This window comes from Halioxenophilus aromaticivorans (assembly GCF_042850945.1).
Classification (GTDB): domain Bacteria; phylum Pseudomonadota; class Gammaproteobacteria; order Pseudomonadales; family Cellvibrionaceae; genus Halioxenophilus; species Halioxenophilus aromaticivorans.
This window is the reverse complement of sequence record NZ_AP031496.1, coordinates 5,125,632-5,149,887: the sequence shown is the minus strand read 5'-3', so window position 1 is coordinate 5,149,887 and position 24,256 is coordinate 5,125,632. Positions and strand designations below refer to the sequence as shown.

The following is a 24,256-nucleotide window of genomic DNA, read 5'->3' as shown; positions in this document are numbered from 1 at the left end:
CTGTTAACCCCTGTAGCAAGTCCTCTTACCACCTAACAAAAACTCGCTTTATTTTGCCTAGTAACGCCGCTTACAAGGGTAAAGCGACCCAAACACTTTCTTTGGCTTCAGTGCCTCTCAGTTTACCGGGCACCGTTTGTTCAAAGGCTCGGGTTATGTCGTAGTGGCTATCGTAGTGCTCGCGCACCTCTTGCTCACTGAGCGAAAAGGGCGGCCCATCCATGATGGATTGGTCGTATTCAAAGGTTACCAACAGCTTTGGCGCTTTAGCCGATATGGCTAAAAGGTGCTTGGCGTATTCCTTTCTCATGTCGCGAGGCATCGCCACTAGCGCCGCTCGGTCGTAGATTGCGTTTATTGTGCCGACAATATCCGCCGTAACATCAAAAAAATTACCAACGTAAATAGTAATCTGCTCGCCCCTGTAGCGAGTGAAATTATCCAGCTCGTCGATGGCGGGCGTTTGGTTGATCTGTTCAAAGTAAGCTTCCACGGCTAGCTTGCTAAGCTCTATACCGACCACTTGGTAACCTTGCTGGGTTAACCAGGTTAAATCGTGAGATTTACCACACAGTGGTACCAGTACGGTATCTCCAGGGGCAATGGGCAGGCGCCCCAAGTACTGAGTAAGCATGGGGTTGGGCACGGCTTCGTGGAAGCCAATTTCATTCGTTTGCCAGCGTTGGTGCCAAAAATCCGCTTCCATAATACCTTCTTCCTCTAATACACTAATATAAGCCTGTAAGCATACAGGTTACGCCAGGGCCCTGGTCAAGTGCCTTTCAGCTGGTTTTATTGAAAGAGATTAAAGGCGGGAGCTTTTGCTTTTTCAAGATTCACATTGCCAACCATCTTTTTAAGATAGTTTTCTAACGGCTGTTTTTATAGCATTGTCTCTACTTGCAGTTATTTTGAGAATTTTTACTGCCCACGGTAGAGCGACCGTAACGACACAATCACTGCATAGAGTATTCCATGGAGGTTTTCCTATGAGCAACGTCAGTATTCCGCTTCAGCTAGCACCGTCCAATTTATCACAATCCATTTTGCCCAATTGGGGATTCAGCTTCTTCAATATAAATCTCGGCTCCTCCTCTAACCCGGAGATTGAACAGGAGGTGTTGGAAAAGGTAGGCAGTTACGGTAAGCAAATTGGTCGCTTATCCGAGGCGTTGGAAGTGGTCATCAGTAAGTTGGATCTGCTAGAAAAAGACTTAACCACAGAAGAAAAAGACGCCGTTATTAAGTTCTTGGGTGACGTAGCCGAAGTTCGCAGCATTAAAAATCGAATAAATGGCGCTGAAAACAACCGTTAGTGGCTTGAACTGAGCGCGGCTTTGAGCTAATGCCGGGCTCATTTTAAAACAGCCAATTCATTGCGCTGGGGTTGATGTTGCGCTCTTTTTGCTGTTGCGGCTTCAACGCCCTAGCGCTGGTTTTTCTTCAGAAAACTTATTACCACTGCCCCTGTTATCTCAAATAAATACAATGCTGAATAGTTTTCTATTTAACGCGCCAAAATCGCGGCTGTAACGTCGCGTTGCTTGCAAACGGTGTTTGAGTCCTCTAGCCTGGAGTTTATTCAACAATCGTTGAATATCCGGTGCGGGCCGACTCTATTGGTGCTTTGCACCTGAAAAAATTTGCACCTAAAAAATAATAATGAATCCAAGGCAAGCGTCATGCAACAGCTCAACAAAATCGTCGTTTCGGCGGCGCAGGCCAATGGCCGCCGCTTTGAAGACTCTGGTCGAAACCGAAATTCTCACCGAATACCATTCTCTTTATGTTTTGTTTTTTTAACGTCCATCCTGTTGGTGCCAACCGTATTTTCGGGTAGTTGGCAAAACGGTCTTTCGCTGGGCGGTTTTAGCACGGTAAATCTGTATACCCCCAGCAGTTTTAGCCCCATTGGCCCGGTGGATAAACGCTCGCTACTGCTGGTGCTGCATGGCTGCACTCAGCCTATTAGCGCGTACAACACGGCTAATTTGGAGTCCGCCGCTGAGGCCAACGGCATGGTAATCGCTGTGCCCGATGCCCAACACAAAGAAGGTTTTAGCTGTTGGGCCTATTGGAACAACAGTAATTCTGGCACGCCGTCGAGAACCAAGCTGGATTACCAAAACCTGATTCAACTGGCCGAGGACCTGGTAGCCGATGCCTCCGCCGCCATTGATGCCGACCAAGTTTATATCGCCGGGTTATCCTCCGGCGCTGCCTTCGCCAACACCACGGCCTGCTTGGCACCGGATATTTTTGCCGGTATGGGCATTAGTGCTGGGCCCAGTGTGGGTACCTCGTCCAGCGGGGCCCTTGGCTCCTGTGAATCCGCCAATGTGGCCAGCCGATGTGTAAGTTACGCCGGTAGCTACGCCAGTTATTTTGCCACCCAGGTGGCCTCTTTTGCTCAGGCCGATGACGACGGTACGGTGAGTACCTGTTACAACACCCAAAACGCCGAAGGTTTGGCAAGCGTCTATGGCGTGGCAGAACTGCCCGGCAGCAACACACTGGGCAGCGGTGCCAACACCGCCACCGAAACACTTTGGCAGGGTGGGCGAGTTTCTAAGCTTTGGTTTCACGGCGGTGTTGGCCATGCTTGGTCTGGCGGGGCCGGAGCCAGTGGCTCCTACGTGAGTGGTAACAGTATTAATTATACGGCTTATCTGGGCGAGTTTTTCGCCGCCAATAATCTGCGGGTTAATCGCAATTCAGCCCCGGTAATTGATAACATTTCTATCACAGCAACGGGCAGCCAGTTATACATTTCTGCCACCATTACCGATGCCGAGACCACTGTGGCAAGTGCGCAGGCGGAGGTCAGTGATGCCCTCTCAGGTAGTGTGATAACCAATGTAGTGCTTGTCGAATCCGGTGGGAATTTCACGGGTACCAGTAGCAGCCTTGCCGATGGGCTTTACCGTGTAAAAATAACGGCGGCTGATGACGAAGGCGCTGTGGGTGAGGCCACGGCGCAAACCCAACGTATAGGCCCAGAACCTCCGCCACAAGCCCCTGTGTTGAGTGGGTTGGCGGTTTCCGTAGCTGGCCAATGTGCAACCGTCACTGGCGGCGTGGTGGATGCCAACCAAAACCTCCAACGGGTTGAGGCAACGTTTGCCAGCGGCAATGCGGTGGCGGCTCTAACTGGTGATGTCTTTAGCGCCGAGGCTTGTAGTCTCCCGGGTGGGGCCAATAGCGTGGCCGTTGTGGCCACGGATGATACTGGCTTAAGCACAACCGAGTCGCTTAATTTTGACGTTGATGCCGGGCAAACCGCCACGCTCAGCGAGCATATTGATGCTGGCCGTTTGGATTACAGCAACTACGCCAACTGCTATTTGGAGTACAGCACGGCAGCCTTTAGGCTGGATGAAACCACGGTTAATGCAAACGGTGGGCTATGCCGCTGGCAGGATGACGACGCCAGTTGCCAAGGGCCAGAAGTGACGTGCAGCCTGGGCGGTGATGGCGGTGATGGCGGTGATGGCGGTGATGGCGGTGATGGCCTCTGCCAGGCGTTCACGGATATGAACTACTATCACAAGGCCTATTACGGCCGCGCTTACAGCACCGGGAGCTATTTCTCGCCCAGTTATTTTGCCAACGGCAGTGATGATGCCATGCCCGGTTCAACCTACGGTGTGACTACGCTGTATTCTACCGATGGCGGTCAGCAGTGGTTAGTGGGCAGTTGCCCGTAATATCATTAGAGGAAGCGGGCGTCCCCTTCTTCTATTAAACGGCCAACAGGGCATCAATCTATATCGCGTCAAAGGCAATAAAGTCGTAATGCGTGCCCGAAAGGCTGCGCTTGCGCTCACAGGCTTCAAACCCCTCACGGTGGCCCTCGTCGTTGGTGTTGCCTTCAATGGTGGAAAACACCAAGGAATTGCCTTTACCTTCGCTGACGGTAGCAATCCCCGCGTGGGTCCAATCGCTGGCCGTGCGCCGGCGTAAAAAAATACACGCGCCTTTAAAATCCTGCCAATCCACACTGCCGGCGGAAAGCTTGCGTTTGCTAATAAACAGTTTTTTGGCTTTTGCTTGGGCGGCTAGGCTGTCGCAAGAAACCGATCCTTTAATTGGCGTGGGTTCGTTCCGGTAAAAATAGGCCTGCTGCATGATAAAGCTGGCAAAGCCTGCGCACCAAGCCCAGTGTGGGCCATCATTACCCTCGCAATACAATCGAACCCAGGGCCCACAATTAGCGCCGCCAATTTCAATGGGGTTGTGCGCAACGTGTTGCTTGGCGACATTGGCTACTGTGCTAGCGGCAGCCTCTTTTGGGCCTATGCTTGGTGGCGCTAGGGATAAACTCATGGGGTTAACCAGTGCCTGCCAGGTGGCTTTTTCGACTTTGCCCGTGGCACTAAGGTTAAAAGCGGTTTGAAAATCCTTGACGCAGTTTGCAGTGGCGGGGCCAAACTTGCCATCAATGGCCGTAGGGCAGCGATGATATTGCAACCACTCCTGCACCTGTTTAACGGCGCGGCCTTTACTGCCGCGTTTTAAGGTTTTACTTGGCGGGTTAATCTCTTTTTTTATATAACTCGGTACATTATTAAAATCAATTGCCATGATATTCCCTGTGGTTGTTTTCCGTTGATGTTACGCACATTGGCGCTGCTGTGGGCCTAGCCCTCCAATCTGTCACTCAGCCAATTTGCTACCAGAACTCTTTTATAAAATAAGTAAAACACAAATGTGGCGTGCTTTCTGTTGTAGATTTGCTGGTTTAACCGCCAGGAGTTTACAAATGCTAAAATCTGAAGGCCCTAGCTGGCAGATTTTTCCTCTCCTCTTTAAGCTAAACCAGTCTACGCTAAATTATTTTTTGCGCACAAGTCCAGAGCTAAATCATTCGGTTCTAATAGGGTTTTAGAAAGCTGTGTTTTACTGCTCTAATGAAAATTACAGCATTTAATGTTGTTGGTTGCTGCTGTGTGCATAGAGCGGGTTTGGATAATTTATTTGGCTCTTAAAAATAAGGCGAAATTCCTAATTTACTTCTATACCTAAGAGTATCCCTTCGGTACTCCAACCACATTAGCATTCGGTATTAGAAGCAAGATTATGGCACTTAAGTCTACAAAATATTTTGCACCTATTAGCATATTCACTTCTGTTTTAGTTTCGACCCCTGTTATGGCTCAGGGCTCCTCTGATTCGCGCGCAATGGCCAACAGTGGCGAGTTAGAGGTTATAGAGGTTACCGCGCAAAAAAAATCCACTGCGTTGCAAAGCACGCCAATTGCCATCACCGCGTTTACCGGTGAAATGTTCGAGCAACGGGGAATCGACGATTTAACCAATTTGCAATCCTACGTGCCTGGCTTGCACATTGGCCAAGAGCAGGATGGCTTTAAAATCTCGTTGCGCGGTATTGGATTACAGGGTACCAGTTCCATTTCAGATTCTGGTGTGGCGTTTTATATAGACAACAACTATATCGCCCGGCCCGCCGGTGGCTCCTCGATTTTTTACGATATCGAACGCATAGAAGTTCTGCGTGGCCCCCAGGGTACCCTCTATGGCCGCAATGCCACCGGCGGTGTGGTTAACGTTATTTCCAAGGGCCCGGCGGAATACTTCTCGGCGCAGGCTGGTGTTAGTGTGGGCTCCCGCGGCCATCAAGAGCTGCGCGGAGTGCTCAATGTGCCAATCAATGAGCAGCTCAGCACCCGAGTTTCTGCGGTATATACCGAAGAAGAAGGCTATGTTACCAACACCTCGTCTGCACCTGGGGCCGATGATTTCTTTGGTACCGATGGTGATACCACGGTACGTGGCCAAATGCTTTGGGGCTCGCCAGAAACCACCGAGGTATTGCTCTCGGGTACCTACAGCGATTTGCAGGGCACCGGTTTAAATATGGTGTACCTAGAGCGCAACCCCGGTGGGCCACCGCCCACCCAGGCACTGGTGGCCACCATTCCAGAGGACCCAACAGACCCTTTAAAAGCGGCCAGTGATGCGCGGGCTTTTAATAACACCGAAACCGCCAGCGGTTTAGTTCGGCTGATACACAATCTGCAGGGCAATGAGATATTTTTCCAGGCAAGTTATCTGGATCAAACCACTCGAACCCAACAAGACTTCGATGGCTCGCCGGTGGATATTAGTATCTTTAATAAGAACCAAGACAGCACGGCAAAAAGTGCCGAGCTTAGGTTCGCCTCCGATGACACGCAAACACTAAGCTGGATTGTAGGTGGTTATTACTTCGCCGAAGATACGTTTATTTTTCGGCGGGTGCGCTTAAATGGCTTGGCAGGGCCGGGGGTAATAAACCTGCCAGATTTTTTATTGGATGAAGACGGCCAAAGTGAAACCCTGGCCGCGTTCGGTACCGCAACCTTTGCCGTAAGCGATGAATTTAGGCTATCGCTGGGGGCGCGGCATACTCGCGATGAGAAAACCGGTACTAAGGTTACTCGAGGTAATTTTGGCGCGCCGTTTCCGCCGGATATTCCTAACGATCAGTACTCCGGTGTAGCCAAGTTTACCGAAAACAGCTACATGCTGGGTGCGGAGTGGGATTATTCAGAGGACGTATTTATGTACGCCTCTACCTCCACGGGTTACAAGGCCGGCGGCTTTAACCTTACCTCTAACGGCCTACCCTACGACCCAGAGCACATTACGGCCTACGAGTTTGGCATAAAGTCTGACCTATGGAACCGCAAGGCGCAGATGAATTTGGATGTATTCTATTACGATTATCAAGATTTACAGCTCACCACGTTAGCCACGGTAAATAACGCCCCGGGCCAATTCACCACCAACGCCGCACAAAGCACCATTTACGGTGCCGAGCTAGAAACGCAATTTGTACTAAACGAACAGTGGCGGTTGCTGGCCACCTTCAGCTACACCGAAGCGGAATTTGATGAACTGTACAGCACAGATAATAGAGACCCTGCACCGGTGGCCAACCCCAACGACCCCGCCGGGCTAGGCCGCACGGATTTAGCCGGTAACAAAGTACCCTACGTAGCCGAGCACAGTGTTTCGCTGGGATTGCAGTATGGCAAGGTGCTGGGCAATGGTGGCTATTTGCAAGCGGCCATTAATACCCTGTGGCAGGGGGATATGTACCTGCGAGAATTTAACCACCCAGAGATCGATAAAGTAGAGGCCTACACCAAAACCGATGCAACCCTGGGCTACGCCTTTCCCGGCGATAAATTATCACTCACTTTGTTTGCCACCAATTTAGAAAACGACGTGCAAAAAAGTAATGTGTATGTGAGCCCAGGCTTTTTAGGCCAAAGTGCCACCACCGCCTACACTAAGCCGCGTACCTTGGGTATGAGAGTGGATTACCGCTTTGGGGAATAGCCAGGAAAGCCCGGCCACAAACCGTGGCTTGCATTAGTGCTAATAAGCTACGGCTTGCCGGCAAGCAAATGTGGTGGTTGGTTATAGGCCGAATTCTGCCAGGCAATGGCCAGCCGATAGGTGCGGTCCGTCATTAATGATGGCCGCGCAATTTGCGTGGTAAAGGGCGTTAGGTAGATACGCAGGGCTTGGTTGTCCTCTCGGCGTAAAATTAGTTCTTCTCGCCAATCGCCTAAAATATCCGCTTGCAGCACCGGCGTAGCTTTGGTGCCGTTGTTGGATAAACTGCCTACCGCCGTTAGCAGGGATGTTTCGGTCTTTGCATTCCAATCCCACTTGGTAATGCGGGTATCGTCGAGTATTTCTCTCAATTCATCGCCATCCCAATAAATCGCAAAATTAACACTCTTAGGCCGTGCCTGCGCAATCACCTTGCCTTGGGCACTGTACAGCGTATTGCTGTTGGATGCCCAGCATTCACTGCCCGGGTAGTTGGGGTCGATATCAATACACACACCTCGGCCGGTGTCTTTCTCTGCCGGCGTACTCCACAGTATTTGGCCGGTGGCGGCATCCAGCATGGTAGAGCCTAGGTGGCCGCTGGCGGACATGTCTTCTTGTACACCAAAGCGTTCTATGCCGGGGTGGGCTGGGTCTAAATCCGCAACATGGAGTGCGTCGCCGTGGCCCAGTTGGGCAGTCCACAGCGGGCTGCCGTCGTGATCAATGGCCATGGAGCCGAACACAACTTCGTCCAAGCCATCGCCGTCCACATCAGCCACGGACATCTGGTGGTTGCCCTGGCCGGCATAGCCCGGCGGTTGTGCATCGGTATCAAATACCCAGCGCGGTGTTAATGTGTTATCGATTAAATCCCAGGCGGCAATCACTGATTTGGCGTAATACCCGCGGGAGAAAATCACGCTGGTCCGCTGCGAGTCAAAGTGGCCAACGGCGGCCAGGAAACGATCCGAGCGGTTGGCATAGCCATCGCCCCAAAGTGCCTTCATGGCCTCTTTGGTGGGGGAGTGGGATTCTTTGCCGCGCTGGGGGATGTACTCCACCGTGGAGATCTCTTCACCGGTAAGACCATTAAATGCGGTGAGATATTCCGGCCCACTAAGCACTCTTCCGGTGAGCCCAGCCAGGCGTGTGCCGTCGGCCAGTATTCGAGAGCCGGTGCGGTCGTTTTGTGCCAATTCGCCGCCTTTGGTTAGCCAGTCTGCGTTGGGGTTGCCTATCACCTTGCCAGCGCCGTCGATGGTGCCATCGGCGGTTTTCACCACCAGTTCATCTTTGCCATCACTATTTAAATCGTAAACCATAAATTGCGTATAGTGCGCACCGGAACGAATATTGGGCCCCAAATCGATTCGCCACAACTGCTCGCCATTCAGTGTGTAGGCGTCTAATAACGTGTTGCCGGTGTAGCCTGCAAACGCGTTATCTTTGGCAATGGTTGGGTACCACTTTATGATAATTTCGTAACTGCCGTCGCCGTTTAAATCCCCCACTGAAGCATCGTTAATGGTGTAGCTGTAGGGCTCGTCGTTTTGCGCGTTTCGATCGGCTGGTTTATTCAGAGGGATTTCTAAATAACCGTTATTTAGCCGTTGTGCTTCCCCCGCCGGGTGGCCGTTGATGCGCAGTTGGTAATTGCCGTTGTTGGTTGTTGTGGTGTCCAAGTAGCTGCTGGCTTGGACACCGGTTTGGCGATGAATTACCAGGCCGTTTTTCAGTATCTCCACGCGGGTGTTTGGCCCATCATCGTCACGGTAAACCCAAGAAATATGCGTATGGGCCGGGTTATTAGCCGCAACCGCAGTGAGGTGGCGAGAAGAAATTACCGTGTCATCCGATGTGGCGCCTGCCACATTTGAGCCAGCTTGGTTATACGCAGCGGTGAGCAACGTAAGCGCTGCTAATGCCAGTTTGAATGGCGCCAGTGTGGTTCGTGACGCGTGGACTGATTGCCTGCAAACGGGGGAATGCATAGTAGTCTCTTCTGTTTTTTTAAGACTATTTCCGATCTACCGGTGTATTGCAACGCGAAACTCCACGCCGGTTCATATGTGAACCAGAGTAATTTTCCTGCTTAACGGTATACCTCGGATTAGCTCTGGCTGTGGAGCCGAGCTGTTAGGATGAATCGATCCTCAACGGCTTCTGCCGTATCGAATCGTCGCTCAGGCGGCGTTTGTATCTTCTCTTTTACAGTCCGGTTTATTAGTTTTTGCCCAATTAATAAAGATTTGGAAAAAGTGATTAGCGATCGATGGTCTATTTCTTCCAGGCATTCATCCGTAAATTACATCGCCAAATTTCTACAAACGATAATTGGGATAAAAAATGAAAAATCTAAAGAAGCCCGCGTTGCTGATATTTTCTTCGTGTTGCTTGCTAAGCGCTCCTACCTTACACGCTGTTGAAATCTATACTTCCGGTTCTGGCGATGCGCTTACCCGTGTTTCCATCGGTGGTTACGCTAAGGCTGACTTACGCCATGTGAACGGGGATATAGCCTACCAAGATTATTGGCTAGGTAATTTTCCTGGGGGCGAGCCAACGGAGACTTCCACCACGGTCTTCAATGTACGTGAGTCGCGATTAAATGTTTCTGTGCAACACGGGGAGGTTACCGGCTTTGTGGAAATGGATTTTTACGGTGGCGGAGGTAACGAAATTATAAGTAATTCCGCCAACTCGCGCCTACGTCATTTTTATATCACTTATCGAAATTGGATGGCAGGACAGAATTGGTCCACCTTTATGCCGCTAAAAGCGCTGCCAGAAGCTCTGGACTTTGGCGGGCCGCACGTGGGTGAGGTCTTTATTCGCGCTGCACAATTACGCTATACGGTAGGAAATTGGCAGTTCGCCATCGAAAACCCTGAAACCTGGGGTGACGATGATATTGGTGCGCCGTCCAGCGCGTTAGGCCTATCCGGCGATCAAGCAGACCCAGACGAAGATACGCCGGATATCGTTGCACGCTATGACCTAAACGGCGATTGGGGCAGTTTGTCATTTGGCGCGTTGCTACGCAAAATCGACCAGGGTGGTTTGGACGAAACGGGTGCGGCTTTTGTGGTATCTGGAAAAATTCAAACATTCGGCAATGATGACTTACGCTTTCAAGTATCCTCCGGGGATTTAGGACGCTACGCTGCTGCGGCCATGACCAATGACATTGTACGTGACCCAACGACAGGTGAACTGGTGGTGGAAGAAACCACCGCTTATACCGTGGCTTACCGTCACTTCTGGAGCGATACCCTACGCTCTACGGCATTTTATGGCACTGCCGAAACAGACGTAGCCGAGCTTGAGCGTGCACACTGGGGGCTAAATCTGATCAACTCAATAAACAAGCAGTTAGATGTGGGAGTTGAAATAGGCAACTACGCAATAGATGATGCGTTGACCGAGAATGTGGATTCAGACTACTTGCAGTTTTCCGCTACCTTTCGGTTCTAGTTGGCGTCTTGCTTCAACTAAAGTGCTGGCGCTTTCGTTGCAATGCGCAGCGGAAGTGCTCTACTAGTAGATTGAGTTTTTTATCGGGTTGACGGCTTTTGGGATACACCGCGTAAATACCTAATTTTTTACCAATATAGGTATCCAAAATGCTTTCTAACTGGCCAGACAGCAGCTCTTCATGAATGATTGCCCTTGGAAGGTAGCCCACACCGAACCCAGCTAGCGCCCCTTGCTTAATAGAATCTAACGCGTTGGTCTGGTAGCGGCCGTGCACCTGTACTTGGTAATCACTACCATCGACTACAAACGTCCAAGTGTCTGGGCCAGAGCCTTCGTATTTGTAAATTAAGCAGTGGTGGGAAGGTAAATCGTCCGGGTGTGCGGGTCTTCCACGGGCTTGCAAATAACTGGGGCTGGCGCAAACAACCCAGTTAGAGTCGACTAGCCGTCGCGCTACCAGCGACGAGTCTTCTAGTTGAGCGGTACGGATGGCTAGGTCATAGCCTTCATCGATAATATCCACAAACCGGTTGGTAATTCTTAATTCGACTTGGATGTGGGGGTATTGCTCGCAAAATTCGGTCAATGCTTGGTTCAACACGAGGTTGGCGGTTACCACTGGCATGGTAATACGAATGCGTCCGCGCATATCGCTGCCGTAGACGGATACCACATCTTGGGCGTCTTGCAGTGCTTGTTGCGCTATTTTCGCTTTCTTGAAAAGCGCCTGGCCAGCATCGGTTAGGCTCAGCTTGCGCGTGGTGCGGTAAAGTAGTTGCACGTTCAGTGCTTTCTCCAGCCGGGCGATTCGCTTGCTCACCACCGACATGGTGATTTCATGTTTCACCGACACCCGAGAAAAAGATCCCTCTTCAACGACGTAAACAAACAGCAAAATATCATCGGCTTTAAATTGTGCCATTTCACTCTCTATTTATGCAGAAAAAGAAATAATCATAATACGTCTGAATATATATCTCTGTCGAGTGGGAATGTAGAGTCCCCCACAAGCTGCTTTCCTTGTTCAATATTTGATCCCGGTAATCTAAGGCGCAGCAAAAGTATAAGAATTAAAGGAGATAATAAATGGGCTCTACTGCTCTTGGATTGTTGGCGCTCGCCCCCATTGTTTTGGCGGCATTGCTTCTACTCGGTTTGCAATGGTCTGCACGTAAAGCAATGCCGTTAGTGCTAATCGCTACTGCTTTGTTGGCTTCATTTTGCTGGGATGTATCCATAAATCGTATTTTCGCTTCAGTTCTACAAGGTTTGATAATCACTGTCTCTGTTTTGTGGATTGTATTTGGAGCAATATTTCTACTGAATACACTGAAATTTACGGGTGCGATTCAAACGATTCGTCAAGGATTCGCGTTTGTCTCACCGGACCGGCGTATTCAGGCAATTATTATTGCCTGGTGTTTCGGTACCTTTCTCGAAGGGGCGTCGGGCTTCGGTACGCCGGCTGCCATCGCTGCGCCTTTGATGGTGGCGCTTGGTTTTCCCGCGCTGGCTGCGGTAATGGTAGGCATGATGATACAGAGCACACCTGTCTCCTTTGGTGCTGTGGGGACACCTATTGTTATCGGCGTTAATAATGGATTGGATAAAGCCGCGATTTCCCAGCGCTTGTTAGAGCAGGGGGGGAGTTGGGATCAGTTTCTGCAATTGATCACTACCAACGTAGCCGTAATGCACGGCTTGGTCGGTACGTTCATGCCGCTCTTTATGGTGGTAATGATGACTCGTTTCTTTGGCAAAAACCGCAGCTGGAGGGAAGGGTTTGAAGCAGCCCCTTTTGCGTTGTTCGCAGGTCTGGCATTCACCGTGCCCTACACACTTACCGGTATTTTTCTCGGTCCTGAGTTCCCATCCTTAATCGGCGGTTTGGTAAGCCTTGCGATTGTTGTACAAACTGCAAAAATGGGCTTTCTGTTGCCAAAACAACAGTGGGATTTCGATGGCAAAGACAGCTGGCCGGCCGAGTGGTCTGGTAAGGTGGCATTTAATGCTGATGAAATGCTGCACGATAAACCCATGTCACAATTGGTAGCTTGGGTACCTTATCTTGTGGTTGCAATGTTGTTAGTGGCTTCCCGGGTGTCCAGTGACGTAAAGGCCGCCTTTGTGAGCGTCAGCATTGGTGCAAAAAATATTCTAGGTGAAGCTGGTGTAAACGCCGATTTTAGCCCGCTTTATCTCCCGGGTGGTCTGTTGTTAATAGCTGCTTTAGTTGCTGTTGGTCTACAGGGGAAGAGCGGGCAACGCAGCCGAGTGCTAGCCAGTTCTTTCGCGGAATCATCCAAAACGTTAATCGGAGCCGGCTTTGTCTTGATGTTTACCATTCCCATGGTACGGCTGTTTATCAATTCCGGCGTAAACCTGTCGGATCTCCCCAGCATGCCCATGGCCAGTGCGCAGTTGTTTGCCGATACGTTAGGCTCGGCGTTCCCTTTAATAAGCCCTACCATCGGCGCACTAGGCGCATTTATCGCAGGATCCAACACGGTTTCTAACATGATGTTCAGCCAGTTTCAGTATGAGGCTGCCATGAGTCTGCAACTGTCTCCGGCAATCATCGTTGCCAGCCAAGCGGTGGGAGCCGCAGCCGGAAATATGATTGCTATTCACAATGTGGTAGCTGCCAGTGCGACAGTAGGTTTATTGGGGCAGGAGGGTGCGACTTTGCGAAAAACTTTATTGCCCACTTTTTATTACGTATTGGTGTCCGGCGTTTTGGCTATGATTGCACTTTACGCGCTGGATATTTCAGGCCCACTTGCGTGATATACGGCTGCTGAGGCTGTTATTTTAATAGATCAAATACACAACCTGCGGCCAGCGGCCGGAGGTGGAGGTGGAGGAAATGCAAATGCCCCACGTAGTTGTTGAGAAGCTCACCCAACTACTCGGCTCAGATCACATAGCAACGGAAGATCGCCGCACGGAACATTACCGCTCTGGCTGGCGCTCGGGCCAGGGCGCTGCCCTAGCGGTAGTATTTCCGCAATCGCTGTTGGATTTGTGGAAAACGTTAGAAATATGTGTTGAATATAACTGCATTATAATTATGCAAGCGGCGAAAACCGGGTTAACCGAAGGCTCCACGCCCAGTGGTAACGACTACGATCGACCAGTGGTGATTATTAACACGCTGGCAATGGATAAGCTATTGGTTTTGGGCAACGGCGAGCAGGTGGTCTCTTTTCCCGGTGCAACGCTACACAAGCTTGAGGCCACTTTAAAACCGCTTAATCGCGCTCCCCATTCGGTTATTGGTTCTTCCTGTCTGGGGGCGTCTATTGTCGGCGGTGTGGCCAATAATTCTGGTGGCGCTCTAGTTAAGCGAGGGCCAGCCTACACTGAACTGGCACTGTTTGCCCGGGTGAACGAGCACGGCCAGTTAGAGATGGTAAATCATCTCGGTATCGAGCTGGGAGACACCCCCGAGCAAATGGTGTCCAATTTGGAGCGTGGAAATTTCACTTTGGGCTCACTTGAGAATACTGCAAAAGCCAGTGCCACCGATTACCAACAGCGCATCAGAGAGGTAAACGCCGATACGCCGGCACGTTTTAATGCCGATACCACTCGGTTGTATGAAGCTAGCGGTTGTGCCGGTAAGCTTGCAGTATTCGCCGTGCGTTTGGACACCTATTCAGTGCCTCAGACTGAAAAAACATTCTATGTCGGCACTAATAATCCTCACACGTTGGCAACGATTCGGCGCGATATTCTCGGCGGGTTTAAAAATCTGCCAGAGGTTGGCGAATACCTGCATCGGGACATCTTCGATGTCGCCCGGCACTACGGCAAGGATACGTTTTTGGCGGTTAAGCACTTAGGTACCAATAAACTACCTAAAATGTTCGCCCTTAAGGGGCGTATCGATGCTGTACTTAATAAGAAGCCTTGGCTACCCAAATTTCTTACAGACCGCATAATGCAAAGTGTGGCTAAGCTTTTCCCGCAACACCTGCCACAAAAAATGCTGGAGTATCGCAATCGGTACGAACATCACTTGTTGCTAAAAATGAGTGACGATGGAATTTCCGAGGCCGAGCAGTATTTGGACGCCTACTTTAGGCAAAACCCCGGTGCAGGGGATTACTTCACTTGTTCTACCAAAGAAGCTAGTGCGGCTTTTTTACACCGTTTTGCCGCCGCCGGCGCTGCCGTTCGGTACGAACTTCTGCACCAGAAGCATGTAGGTGAAATTCTTGCATTGGATATAGCCCTGCGGCGTGATGACATAGACTGGGTAGAGAAGTTGCCACCACATATTGCAGACAATATCGAACTGTCCCTGTATTACGGGCACTTTTTCTGCCATGTATTCCATCAGGACTATGTTCTTAAAAAGGGTTCCGACGCCAAAAAAGTTAAGGCCGACATGTTGGCTTTACTTGACAGGCGGGGGGCTAAATACCCTGCGGAACACAATGTCGGCCATTTATATGAAGCTGAGGATGGCCTACAGGCATTTTACCGGAGTCTCGATCCAACCAATACTTTTAACCCCGGTGTGGGTAAAATGGATAAAGCTAAAAGAAATTGCAGCTGTTGCATTTAGGCCTCAAAGGTGTTTCGAAGTTAGTGAATTGCTACGAAACAGTGTCTGATCTTGCAATAGAATATATGGGCGGATCATTATGGGTAAATTTAGGACACACTGTACTATTGATTCACTGGGGTACACCTTTGCAGCTCGCAGGGTGTGCGTAATAAATTAATAACTGCATTGCTCGTCGTGTTTTTTTCGGTGTGTTTGCATGTGTTGATGATCTGAGCGATTTTTGTGCTTAATGCTATAGCAGCGGTTAGCGCTGTGCTTGGAACTGCGCGGCGAGAGTAAATAAATCTTGGAACGCGTCTACCGTATCGGCAATGGGCTCGGCATAGCCACCGCCCATAAATATTACCGTGGGTAAGCATGCCAGGTGGGCTTTTTCAAACACGCGTAGATTACGTTGGTTTAGCCCTTCTCGTGTGACTGCCAAACGGCCGAGTCGGTCTGTGATAAGAGGGTCTACCCCCGCTTGGTACAGCAGTAAGTCATAATCGTTGAAATTCAGCGTGGCTAATAGCTCATCTAGGGCTGATAAATATTCGGTGTCCGTGGCGTCGCAGGGTAGCTCAACATCTAAATCGCTTTGTTGCTTTTTAAAGGGAAAATTATTACCCCCGTGCAAAGACACGGTGTAACAGCTATCCCACGATTGCAGCATGGCGGCGGTGCCATCACCTTGATGCACATCCAGATCCAAAATGAGTATGCGTTTAACCTTCGGCGTTTGTAAGGCGTGATGGGCGCACACTGCTATATCGTTAAAAATGCAGTAGCCACTACCGTAATCATAAAAGGCATGGTGGGTGCCGCCGGCCATATTGCCCGCCAATCCGCCATGGCTCAACACATCATCGAGGGCTTGCAAACTGCCGCCCATAATCCGCAGGGTGCGAGGTACAATCTCAGGCCGCCAAGGGCGCAGGCCAATCTTGCGGGCTTCTTTATCGCTTAGTTCGCCGTTTAAAAATCGATCGACGTAGTCGGCATCGTGTACGGTGGTTATCTCCTCCCGGGTGGCGAGCCGTGGGGTGTGCATCTGTATACCGTTTACGCCAGCCAAGCGCTGGGCCAGCAGGGTGTAACGATCCCTCGGAAAGCGCGCTTCTGGGTCGATGCCGCCGGTGTACAGGGGGTGGTAGTAGAGGTTGAGCATGGTGGAGCCTTGTGCTTGGGAGATGACTATTAAAGCACAAGTTTGAAGATTCTGGCGTTGACAAAGGCAGTGGTGATTGAAGAGGCTATTACTGCAGCGGGCAGGAGGGCCCGCGCAGCCAAAGCTGGGCGGGCTGCGCGTCGGCTAGCGCCACATGCGGGGCAATACATCCACTTGGTCGCTGGCTTTTTTGTGTAGGAACACCATTATAATATGGCCGGCAATTAACGCTGCTAGTAGCCATCCCGCCCAGCTGTGGAATGAATTACCAATATTCACCATCCAATCGATTTCATTGCCTTCAAAACCCGAAAACACAGAAATGCCAAACCAATCAAAAGATCGACCAGATCCGTATTGGCGGGCAAGAGCGAGCGCGGGGACTGCCAGCAGTAGCGCATACAGCGCGATGTGGCCGGCTTTGGCGGCTAAGCTTAGCGAGGGCGGACGCTTAGCGGCATTGATCAGTGCCCATGCAACCCTTACAAAAAACAGCAAAAATAACAAAAATCCCAAGGCTTTGTGGCGGCCAAATAAAAATCCTTTAATAGCTGTATCAGAGAGGAGTAAATGAGCAGCGGCGCCCAGAAACTGCCACAGGAGCAATGCGGCCATGGCCCAATGCAAGGCTCGGGAGATAATCCCGTATTTTTCTGGTGTGTCGTAAATATTCATAGGTTTTCCGTAACAGGCGTGTTGTAAGTAAATCTGAGTATTAATTTCAATGTGTTTTAACAAAGCCGCTAGTAGCGGTGCTTTTAATACATTGAGTAAGCAAGAAACTTACCACGGAGAAACTGCAACCTGAATGTAAAAAAATAAAGTTTTTATTGGTTTGCAATCGAAAGCTTGCGCGAAGTGAACAGCGGTGATTTGATAACTACAGTAAATATACCGCAGCGGTATACCAGATTATCGTTTAGGTATACACACCTAATTTGTAGACCATGGGGTATGGGCGCGGAGCCTTTGGGGTTTGAGCAATTTTGCTGATTACACTAGGTAAGCAGGTGAGTCTCCCTGCCTACATGTCGGCAATCAGCCTAGTAAAATTAGCTACTTTGCGCTGGTGGCTTCGGCTCTCAGCGCTTTTAACTCCCTAAAATTCGCCAAATAAGCGGGGAACAGATTATCTTTGTAATAAGCCAGCCCCGGCAAAGATGAAGGCACTACCTCGTACTTTTCACCAAAGTAATTGATAAGGCCATCGGAATCGCTACTGAATTTGCCGGGCGATAGCTCCACCGTAGGGAAGCTGGCGGCCTTGCCGGTGGCTTTTTGCAACTGGTCGCGATAGTGGCTCAGTGCGGCTTCATCGCTGGATTCGATTCGAATAATCTCTACCTTCTCCATCAGCTTGGCTTCCGCCAAAAACATCACCAGCTTAAAACAAAATGGGCAGCTGCTTTTTAAGTAGGCTTTGGGGGTGAAGTTTTCAGTCATAGTATGTCCTTTATCCGCTTAGTGAATGCTTGTATCGGTTCGGCGCACCCGAGTTCAGGTGCAAGCAAACCTCTGATGGCTATTACGACCCTAAAAGGTGTAAGAGGTGCCGTTGAGGAACAGCCTTTAATCTTCCGATGATAGCGGAACATTGTGCAAGAACGGTGAAAGTCGAGGGAGGATTAGGACTCGCAGCAAGGGTCTGTTGTTAGAGAGGCTTTGCTACCTTGGGTGATGGTAAAAAACAATGGTTTATTAAAGCTCGTTATATTCTGGCTCTAAACCCAACACTTTGAGCTCGCGCTCCGCCCAAAATAAACGCCCGGTATACTCCAGTGGATTCTCACAGGAGGCGAAGTAAGCCACCATGCGCGCCGGAACTTCCATGGGGACCAAAGAAGAATCGTCTAAGCCTGCTGTTTGTACATTTTTAACGGTAAGCTCGGAAGCCGTTAGCCCAGGCATTACACCAATAATGGCGATATTCATTCGGCTCAGCTCAGCGGCAACTACATTCGAGAAACGATCCAGTGCTCTTTTACTGGAAAAATACGCCGGTGCGGCAAGCCGGAAATCACCAATGGCTTCACGAAAGGGTTGCTCTTCCGGCAGCCTATAAACCTCAGCACAGCCAGCGGTAATATTGATAATACGGCCACCACCGTTAGCCTCCATGATAGGCGCTACCAGCTGGGTTAATGTAAAAGGCGCATGAACGTTAACCGCATATTGGTATTCCCAGTCCGATCGGGGTATCTCTAACAATGGTGAAGACCAGCTTTTTTGGTGGGTGACTCCCGCATTGTTCACCAAAATATCAACCGCACCAAAGTGTTCGTAGGTGCGCTGCACAAGTTTTTTAAGGTCGGCCTCTTTGGCCATGTCCGCCTCAATGGCAAGCGCTACTCCACCGTTGGCTTTAATCTTATTCACAGTTTCACCAATCGTACCGGGTTGGTCACCCGCAGACACAGAGCGAGCGGTAACAACAACGCGAGCCCCTTGCTTGGCCAAGGCAAGCGCAATTACACGACCAATACCTCGGCTGGCTCCGGTGACTATTACTACCTTGCCTGCAACGCTTAGTTCGTTCTGTTTATCCACGGGCTCTCCGGTTTTTGTTAGTAATTAGAGTAGGGTTGGCGCTTGCACGGGTTTTCATACCGCCGCCAACACACATTTACGGGTTGCGCTCAGAGTTTTGCTATCGCCAGGCTGTGCAATTTATGCTGATATGGTTAATTGCTGGCACTATATGCTTACGCCTGTTTAGGTTAGGCGGGCGTTCTATACAAGCCCTTTTGATAAAAGCTTACTACCCTTGAGGAGATCGGTGCTATAACAAGTACAGTTTATATCGAGACAAACTTACGTTAAAACCACTAACCAAAAGGTAATAGAACGCGTTAATGTTTATGAGGGGGCATGCTCTTAATGAGTTAAGCTTGGGATTTGAAATATTCGCCAGGGCGTAATTTGGATCTATAGAGATAGAAAGAGTGTTCGGCGCGTTTATCGGCTTGTGAACACTGTGCGCCAGCTTGCTATGAGGTGGTGGGGCTATTACTCATAACCTAATTGGGTAATTCTCACTACAGCACAAATAACAGAGCTAGTCTCCGCCTCCACCGCAGCCGCCGTCGCTACCGCCACCCCAATCACTGCCGCCGGAATCGCCCCAGAACCCAGTGCTACTGTTATTAGAATTGGCTCGGCCTTTACTCGGGTTCAAAAACACTACAATTTTAATCGCCAGTGCAGCTGCAAAAACAAGAAATAGCAGAGGGAACACTACACTATACAATGCAGTTTGAGATTCCAAATCTGTGTAGTGCCAAGATGCGCCGAGGCCGGCTAATACTATGATCCAAGAAAGCATCTAATTTCCTCTTGTGGTTTAAGTTCTAGATTACACCGGTCTTGCTATTTCGTTGGCTAAGAGCTAGGGGAATTATTGAGCTTTAGTTGTCGCTAAATTGTTGATGCGTAATGTGCCTATTAACATGCCCGCCGTTAAACTCATTATGTGGCCCGGCTTGGGGTAGTGTGCAAAGAGTATATCGAGCATCAATGCGGGTACAAAAGAAAATAATAGCACGCCAATTAAAAAAAGGCTGTGTTTTAATTTGGTTAATAGTACAAAGCTAAAACCGATCAAACCAAAAATTGCTTGTGATCCGCCTGTGCCTACGTTCCAAGGGGCCTCCACAAATAGGGTGCTGTACAGGGTGCCAGAAGCGCCGGTGATAAACCAAGTAAGAAGAAATGTGTGCCAACCTAGGTGCTTCTCAATTCCATAACCGAGAAGTATAAGAGATACTACGTTGTAGAGCATGTGAATTTGTTTGGAATGAATAACTTGAGAGGTGAACAGTCTCCAGACTTCCACTCGGTAAAGATCCGCTACGGTAATACCGCCTAAGTCACTGAGCTTAACTACCGGAACAGTTCCAAAAATAAAGTTAGTCGCTGAATATGCAACCACCAAGGAACATACCAGTGTAATGGCGCTAAGCGTGATTGCAGTAATTGGAACGTTATTCACAATTTTTAAATAGTAGAAAATGCCAGCAAAAACACGAATGCAACTACAGGGAGTAAGACCAGTAAGCCAATCCCAAACGCCTTCCAGTTAGAGGCAAGCTCGCCGCCGTTGGCTGCATGTGAATCAATCAGTGGGCCAAGATGTTCTTTGGAGAAATGCAATAACGCAACTACCTGTGCAACAGTGAAAGCAATGTTTGGGATTTTATCGGCATAGGGAATGAAAATACTAGCGATCATTAACAGCACAAACCCGATAATTGAGTACAAAAGGCTCTTATTGGCTTTATCAGGGAGGCCAAGTCTTTTGAAATTTATGTACATCAAAATTCCGCCTGCCACCGCAGAGCCAACGAATGTTGCGATAACGATGCCGTTTAATTTAAACAGGCTAAATGCGGGTGCTTGTTCGTTTTCGAGGTTGGCTTTTGGCGTGTCGTATATCGTCGTCATTATTTTCTCGTTTGTTGGGAGCGGTTTGGCTTGGACGCTTTGGCGAGGTGGCGCAAATTTTACGGTAGAGCCTGGCGGGGTTAAAGTAAAAAATAGTAATCGTCTGCTATGCTAGTTCTCAGATTGGGCGCAAATAAAAGAGCATAGATAGTCGCTGGCGTATGATGGGGAAAAGTATTAACACTCTGAGTTAGTCTCGCGAAGCGAGTGTTAATACTACTAGGTAATATTGCTTGGCGGCGTTTGTAGATAGTGTGCTAAATTCAGCCCACGCCAAGACTAGAAAGCACCACCGCTATGAGAATCACAACCAACAGTGCCATTGCATACATGGCGATAAATTGAAACGCTATTGCGCTTACCCCTAGTACTGCTGCACCACCTGAAACCCTGTTTGGTTCTTTTAATGCAAAGGAGAGTACTGCAAATATAAATGCTAGTCCTCCAAGTACGGCAGTCACTAACTGAGTGATTCTGTTAGCGTCCCATGTAGCATTGGTAGTTTCATATGTGCGCGCCTTGCCGTTTATTGTATCTAAGGTTGCACTGCGGATAGCAGCCGCTTTATCTGCAACAAGTGTTTCAAGGGCGGGCTTAGGCGAGAACGGGCCAGCCCAGAAATGAACAAGTGCTAGGAGTAAAGCTGATGCGCCGATTCCTATTCCAATGAATCCAAATTTTGAATTTTTCATACTATATTCCGTTATGTTTAGCTCAGTCATTTTCTCAGCTGGCCTGCAGTTGCTTAAAACTAGGTCACTCTAGCGTGTTTAATTGTGTTCTAAGTCAAAAGACATTTCCTAGGCAGAGTTGGTTAAGGCAAAAGCAAAAGTGCCCAGCTGTGTATTGATTGTTAGGCTTTTGCATACATTACATCGGTTCGAAGAACGTATTTTATGCCGTTTTTGGGTGGTACACCTTGGTGCCTGAGTTTGTGTGGGAACACCAGAAGTAAGCCAGGCTCAGGCTGTATTTTTATGCCCTCAAATTCGGTTTCTCCGGCCTCAAAATCGCCATTGAGGTATAGCAGTGCTGTCAATTTGCTAACTTCAAAATAATCACGCTTAAAAGAGCCATCTACATGCCACTTAAAGTACTGGTCGCCACCATATCGGTAAAACCTAAACTTTTTATTTAACCCACTTGGCTTCCATGCGTCTATTTCTTGCGGAAGGTACTGTAATAATCTGTCGAAAAGCTGCTTTGCGAGATCATAGTCGTCAAATAGTATGCGCTCATTGTTGCGAACAGAAATCGACTCTTCTTCGCCAGAGCTTGTTTGTATTTTTGAGCGCGTATAACCGATGCCTTCGCTTCTGGATATTAAGTCGCTACATTCCTTTTGCGTTAAAAAGCCTTCAACAACAAAGGCACCATTGTTATATTTGATCATGTTTATTCCGCCGATCTTTCTTTAGAGCACAGTGTCGCCAAATAAATCGCATTGCATTTTCTATATAGTTCAAAGACGGTGTTGGTATGAAGATTCGTTTGAGTTGTCCTTTCAGCTATTTGTTGGGTGGCTTAGATAGATCAATTCCATATTTTTTCTCGGTAAATGCACGTCTCTGTTTAGTGATCTCATAGAGCACTATACCGCTTGAAGTTCCAAGATTAAGGCTTTCGATTATGCCGTACATAGGGATGCTAACGCACATTTCGCTACGTTCGATAGCTAGGTTACTAACACCCTTGGTTTCATTCCCGAACCAGACGGCAAGCTTTTTGTGGGTATAGTCTCCTTTAGAAAGCTCGACATTCTTTTTCCCTTTAACGTGTGGGGATGTGACTATCGAAGTGAATCCATTTGCTTCTAAATGATCAAGGCAGGTGGTTGTGTTTTTAAATTTCTTTACAAAACTCCACTTTATTGCCGAGGCGGATGGCTTAACCAGAGGATTCCAATGCCTCATATCTTGCCAATCATCAGGCAGTGAATTGGTCTCGTCAATGATATAAGCCTTTTCAGCTCCAAGAGCATCAATATTTCTAACGACTGAACCAATATTCTTCAGCGTTTTGGGGTTCTCAATAACGACTATGAGATTTTTGCATCGATATTCCTTAATGGCATCAGCTCTTTTTCGTAAGTCGCTTTTCGATTCTTGTGGATCTTTCATATGGCTGCCATAGTTTGGGTATTTTGCCGCCTTACAACTTTATTTTCGGAGGAGTGCCATTCGAGTTGTCACTCTTCTAAAATAAGTACGCTCTAACTGGCAGTGGTCGACTATCTTATGGCCTGTTTCGGTAACTCCGATCAAAATAGATAGCTGCCTTATCTAATTTCCTATTACAGACGTTTTACCGACAACAGTTACTGCTGAGAGAGCCTGTCCCATTGGTCCTAAAATCGTGTTCGTATTTATCGATCATATTCAGAAATCTCTAGAGCTAGGGCCTGTTGACACTAATTCGGAGCCTCTGTTGAGTCAGGAAATAGTCCAATCTAGGCGCGAACCGCGAAGTTTGGTGGGCCCAAATAAGCGGTGAGCAACAACGAGTGGGCTATTTCCTGGCTCAACCCGTAGGGCTGGAGCCAGCTTCCCGCTCAACGTTGTTGCCAATCGCTCATGTAGGCCCACTACATTTCACTCATGGCGCCTAGTTGAACGGGAAGCTACCCGGGGCGCGTAGCCTACAGCAGTGGTGCCAAATTAGTGTCAACAGGCCCTAGGAAGCTAACCGCAGTGGCCGGTGATATGCCAGCCGTTGTAGTGGCGAAGTTGTCTTTTGATTACCACTCCCGCGTGGCTATCGCATCTTCTATATCTATGTCATAGCCGTAGGTAGAAAGAATAAATGCAATATCTGAAGCTATCGCTTCTCTTGCTAGAGTTTCTAAATCACTGCCTTGGTCTTGGAATTCATACATCAACTCATTGAACTGATCCGTCGCGGCGTGGGTGATGTTTAATAATTCCTCGGTCGTCGATGGATTTGTGTGCTCTATGTCCACACATAACTTGATAAGTACATTCTTAGATTTATTGACAAGATTCTTCGGATAATAGTCATCCATATACATCGATTCTAAGAAAGAGTGCGACCTGATTTCCGGATTTTCTACGTTTCCTACCTCGTTGCTACAACTGGCTGTGATTAATAAAAAGAGTAATATAGATAGTGTTTTTTTCATTTGTTCTTTATTCACCTAACAAATTCAAATAGAACGGATAGCCGTCTGAATGTCAGTATCGACAAAAAGTAAGCGCATCGTAACTGGCAAGATTCCTATTTCGCCCAGCTGTCCAAGACGTAAATTA

At 48.9% G+C, this 24,256-nt stretch carries 20 protein-coding genes; 6 read left to right on the top strand and 14 right to left on the bottom strand.

Annotated elements, in window-relative coordinates; all coding sequences use genetic code 11:
• Positions 1-70 precede the first annotated feature (70 nt).
• Complete coding sequence (gene tmpT / locus ACGHM3_RS21950; RefSeq protein ID WP_345421786.1) at positions 71-706, bottom strand: thiopurine S-methyltransferase; 636 nt, start codon at positions 704-706, stop codon at positions 71-73.
• Between the two features lie 283 nt (positions 707-989).
• Between tmpT and ACGHM3_RS21945 the strand changes: the two genes are divergently transcribed.
• Positions 990-1,316: a hypothetical protein gene (locus ACGHM3_RS21945; protein ID WP_345421783.1), complete on the top strand. Its 327-nt coding sequence runs from the start codon at positions 990-992 to the stop codon at positions 1,314-1,316.
• Between the two features lie 366 nt (positions 1,317-1,682).
• Positions 1,683-3,707, top strand: coding sequence for an alpha/beta hydrolase family esterase (locus ACGHM3_RS21940; protein WP_390517656.1), 2,025 nt, complete (start codon positions 1,683-1,685; stop codon positions 3,705-3,707).
• Positions 3,708-3,765: 58 nt separating this feature from the next.
• Here ACGHM3_RS21940 and ACGHM3_RS21935 read toward each other — a convergent pair whose 3' ends face one another.
• Complete coding sequence (locus ACGHM3_RS21935) at positions 3,766-4,584, bottom strand: peptidoglycan-binding domain-containing protein (RefSeq protein ID WP_345421778.1); 819 nt, start codon at positions 4,582-4,584, stop codon at positions 3,766-3,768.
• Positions 4,585-5,151: 567 nt separating this feature from the next.
• On the opposite strand from ACGHM3_RS21935, the gene ACGHM3_RS21930 reads away from it, so the two are divergent.
• Positions 5,152-7,347: a TonB-dependent receptor gene (locus ACGHM3_RS21930; protein ID WP_345421773.1), complete on the top strand. Its 2,196-nt coding sequence runs from the start codon at positions 5,152-5,154 to the stop codon at positions 7,345-7,347.
• Between the two features lie 47 nt (positions 7,348-7,394).
• Here the strand turns inward: ACGHM3_RS21930 and ACGHM3_RS21925 are convergent, their stop codons facing one another.
• Entirely contained in the window at positions 7,395-9,341 is a 1,947-nt protein-coding gene (locus tag ACGHM3_RS21925) for a rhamnogalacturonan lyase (RefSeq protein ID WP_345421769.1), read from the bottom strand.
• Between the two features lie 355 nt (positions 9,342-9,696).
• Here ACGHM3_RS21925 and ACGHM3_RS21920 point away from each other — a divergent pair, with 355 nt between their 5' ends.
• Positions 9,697-10,824 (top strand): DcaP family trimeric outer membrane transporter, encoded by a 1,128-nt coding sequence (locus ACGHM3_RS21920; RefSeq protein WP_345421766.1) that lies wholly within the window; start codon positions 9,697-9,699, stop codon positions 10,822-10,824.
• A gap of 13 nt (positions 10,825-10,837) precedes the next feature.
• Here ACGHM3_RS21920 and ACGHM3_RS21915 read toward each other — a convergent pair whose 3' ends face one another.
• A complete protein-coding gene (locus ACGHM3_RS21915) occupies positions 10,838-11,749 on the bottom strand; it encodes a LysR family transcriptional regulator (protein ID WP_345421763.1) in 912 nt (303 codons plus the stop codon).
• 164 nt (positions 11,750-11,913) lie between these two features.
• Between ACGHM3_RS21915 and ACGHM3_RS21910 the strand changes: the two genes are divergently transcribed.
• Both ACGHM3_RS21910 and dld read left to right on the top strand, forming a co-directional pair.
• Positions 11,914-13,614 (top strand): L-lactate permease, encoded by a 1,701-nt coding sequence (locus ACGHM3_RS21910; protein WP_345421760.1) that lies wholly within the window; start codon positions 11,914-11,916, stop codon positions 13,612-13,614.
• Between the two features lie 79 nt (positions 13,615-13,693).
• Positions 13,694-15,400 (top strand): D-lactate dehydrogenase, encoded by a 1,707-nt coding sequence (gene dld / locus ACGHM3_RS21905; RefSeq protein ID WP_390517651.1) that lies wholly within the window; start codon positions 13,694-13,696, stop codon positions 15,398-15,400.
• A 247-nt stretch (positions 15,401-15,647) separates the two neighbouring features.
• Here the strand turns inward: dld and ACGHM3_RS21900 are convergent, their stop codons facing one another.
• The 10 genes from ACGHM3_RS21900 to ACGHM3_RS21855 form a co-directional block, all read right to left on the bottom strand.
• Positions 15,648-16,550: a histone deacetylase gene (locus tag ACGHM3_RS21900; protein WP_345421755.1), complete on the bottom strand. Its 903-nt coding sequence runs from the start codon at positions 16,548-16,550 to the stop codon at positions 15,648-15,650.
• Between the two features lie 144 nt (positions 16,551-16,694).
• Positions 16,695-17,225, bottom strand: coding sequence for a cytochrome b/b6 domain-containing protein (locus tag ACGHM3_RS21895; protein ID WP_345421752.1), 531 nt, complete (start codon positions 17,223-17,225; stop codon positions 16,695-16,697).
• 381 nt (positions 17,226-17,606) lie between these two features.
• Positions 17,607-17,993 carry a hypothetical protein gene (locus ACGHM3_RS21890; RefSeq protein WP_345421749.1) on the bottom strand — a complete coding sequence of 129 codons (387 nt, stop codon included), beginning with the start codon at positions 17,991-17,993 and terminating at the stop codon, positions 17,607-17,609.
• 255 nt (positions 17,994-18,248) lie between these two features.
• On the bottom strand, positions 18,249-19,097 hold the full coding sequence (locus ACGHM3_RS21885; protein WP_345421746.1) for an SDR family oxidoreductase: 849 nt from the start codon (positions 19,095-19,097) through the stop codon (positions 18,249-18,251).
• Between the two features lie 847 nt (positions 19,098-19,944).
• A complete protein-coding gene (locus ACGHM3_RS21880) occupies positions 19,945-20,538 on the bottom strand; it encodes a rhomboid family intramembrane serine protease (RefSeq protein ID WP_345421743.1) in 594 nt (197 codons plus the stop codon).
• Positions 20,539-20,543: 5 nt separating this feature from the next.
• Positions 20,544-20,990, bottom strand: coding sequence for a hypothetical protein (locus tag ACGHM3_RS21875; RefSeq protein ID WP_345421739.1), 447 nt, complete (start codon positions 20,988-20,990; stop codon positions 20,544-20,546).
• Positions 20,991-21,253: 263 nt separating this feature from the next.
• Complete coding sequence (locus tag ACGHM3_RS21870) at positions 21,254-21,682, bottom strand: hypothetical protein (protein ID WP_345421737.1); 429 nt, start codon at positions 21,680-21,682, stop codon at positions 21,254-21,256.
• A 161-nt stretch (positions 21,683-21,843) separates the two neighbouring features.
• Complete coding sequence (locus ACGHM3_RS21865; RefSeq protein WP_345421734.1) at positions 21,844-22,383, bottom strand: 2OG-Fe(II) oxygenase; 540 nt, start codon at positions 22,381-22,383, stop codon at positions 21,844-21,846.
• A 115-nt stretch (positions 22,384-22,498) separates the two neighbouring features.
• Positions 22,499-23,110 (bottom strand): RNA methyltransferase, encoded by a 612-nt coding sequence (locus tag ACGHM3_RS21860; protein WP_345421731.1) that lies wholly within the window; start codon positions 23,108-23,110, stop codon positions 22,499-22,501.
• A 617-nt stretch (positions 23,111-23,727) separates the two neighbouring features.
• Positions 23,728-24,144: a DUF5713 family protein gene (locus ACGHM3_RS21855; protein WP_345421728.1), complete on the bottom strand. Its 417-nt coding sequence runs from the start codon at positions 24,142-24,144 to the stop codon at positions 23,728-23,730.
• Positions 24,145-24,256 lie beyond the last annotated feature (112 nt).

Bases quoted from the DNA above. Each gene is read 5' to 3' on its own strand.
- tmpT (WP_345421786.1), bottom strand. From the start codon at position 706: ATGGAAGCGGATTTTTGGCACCAACGCTGGCAAACGAATGAAATTGGC.
- ACGHM3_RS21945 (WP_345421783.1), top strand. From the start codon at position 990: ATGAGCAACGTCAGTATTCCGCTTCAGCTAGCACCGTCCAATTTATCA.
- ACGHM3_RS21940 (WP_390517656.1), top strand. From the start codon at position 1,683: ATGCAACAGCTCAACAAAATCGTCGTTTCGGCGGCGCAGGCCAATGGC.
- ACGHM3_RS21935 (WP_345421778.1), bottom strand. From the start codon at position 4,584: ATGGCAATTGATTTTAATAATGTACCGAGTTATATAAAAAAAGAGATT.
- ACGHM3_RS21930 (WP_345421773.1), top strand. From the start codon at position 5,152: ATGGCTCAGGGCTCCTCTGATTCGCGCGCAATGGCCAACAGTGGCGAG.
- ACGHM3_RS21925 (WP_345421769.1), bottom strand. From the start codon at position 9,341: ATGCATTCCCCCGTTTGCAGGCAATCAGTCCACGCGTCACGAACCACA.
- ACGHM3_RS21920 (WP_345421766.1), top strand. From the start codon at position 9,697: ATGAAAAATCTAAAGAAGCCCGCGTTGCTGATATTTTCTTCGTGTTGC.
- ACGHM3_RS21915 (WP_345421763.1), bottom strand. From the start codon at position 11,749: ATGGCACAATTTAAAGCCGATGATATTTTGCTGTTTGTTTACGTCGTT.
- ACGHM3_RS21910 (WP_345421760.1), top strand. From the start codon at position 11,914: ATGGGCTCTACTGCTCTTGGATTGTTGGCGCTCGCCCCCATTGTTTTG.
- dld (WP_390517651.1), top strand. From the start codon at position 13,694: ATGCAAATGCCCCACGTAGTTGTTGAGAAGCTCACCCAACTACTCGGC.
- ACGHM3_RS21900 (WP_345421755.1), bottom strand. From the start codon at position 16,550: ATGCTCAACCTCTACTACCACCCCCTGTACACCGGCGGCATCGACCCA.
- ACGHM3_RS21895 (WP_345421752.1), bottom strand. From the start codon at position 17,225: ATGAATATTTACGACACACCAGAAAAATACGGGATTATCTCCCGAGCC.
- ACGHM3_RS21890 (WP_345421749.1), bottom strand. From the start codon at position 17,993: ATGACTGAAAACTTCACCCCCAAAGCCTACTTAAAAAGCAGCTGCCCA.
- ACGHM3_RS21875 (WP_345421739.1), bottom strand. From the start codon at position 20,990: ATGACGACGATATACGACACGCCAAAAGCCAACCTCGAAAACGAACAA.
- ACGHM3_RS21870 (WP_345421737.1), bottom strand. From the start codon at position 21,682: ATGAAAAATTCAAAATTTGGATTCATTGGAATAGGAATCGGCGCATCA.
- ACGHM3_RS21865 (WP_345421734.1), bottom strand. From the start codon at position 22,383: ATGATCAAATATAACAATGGTGCCTTTGTTGTTGAAGGCTTTTTAACG.
- ACGHM3_RS21860 (WP_345421731.1), bottom strand. From the start codon at position 23,110: ATGAAAGATCCACAAGAATCGAAAAGCGACTTACGAAAAAGAGCTGAT.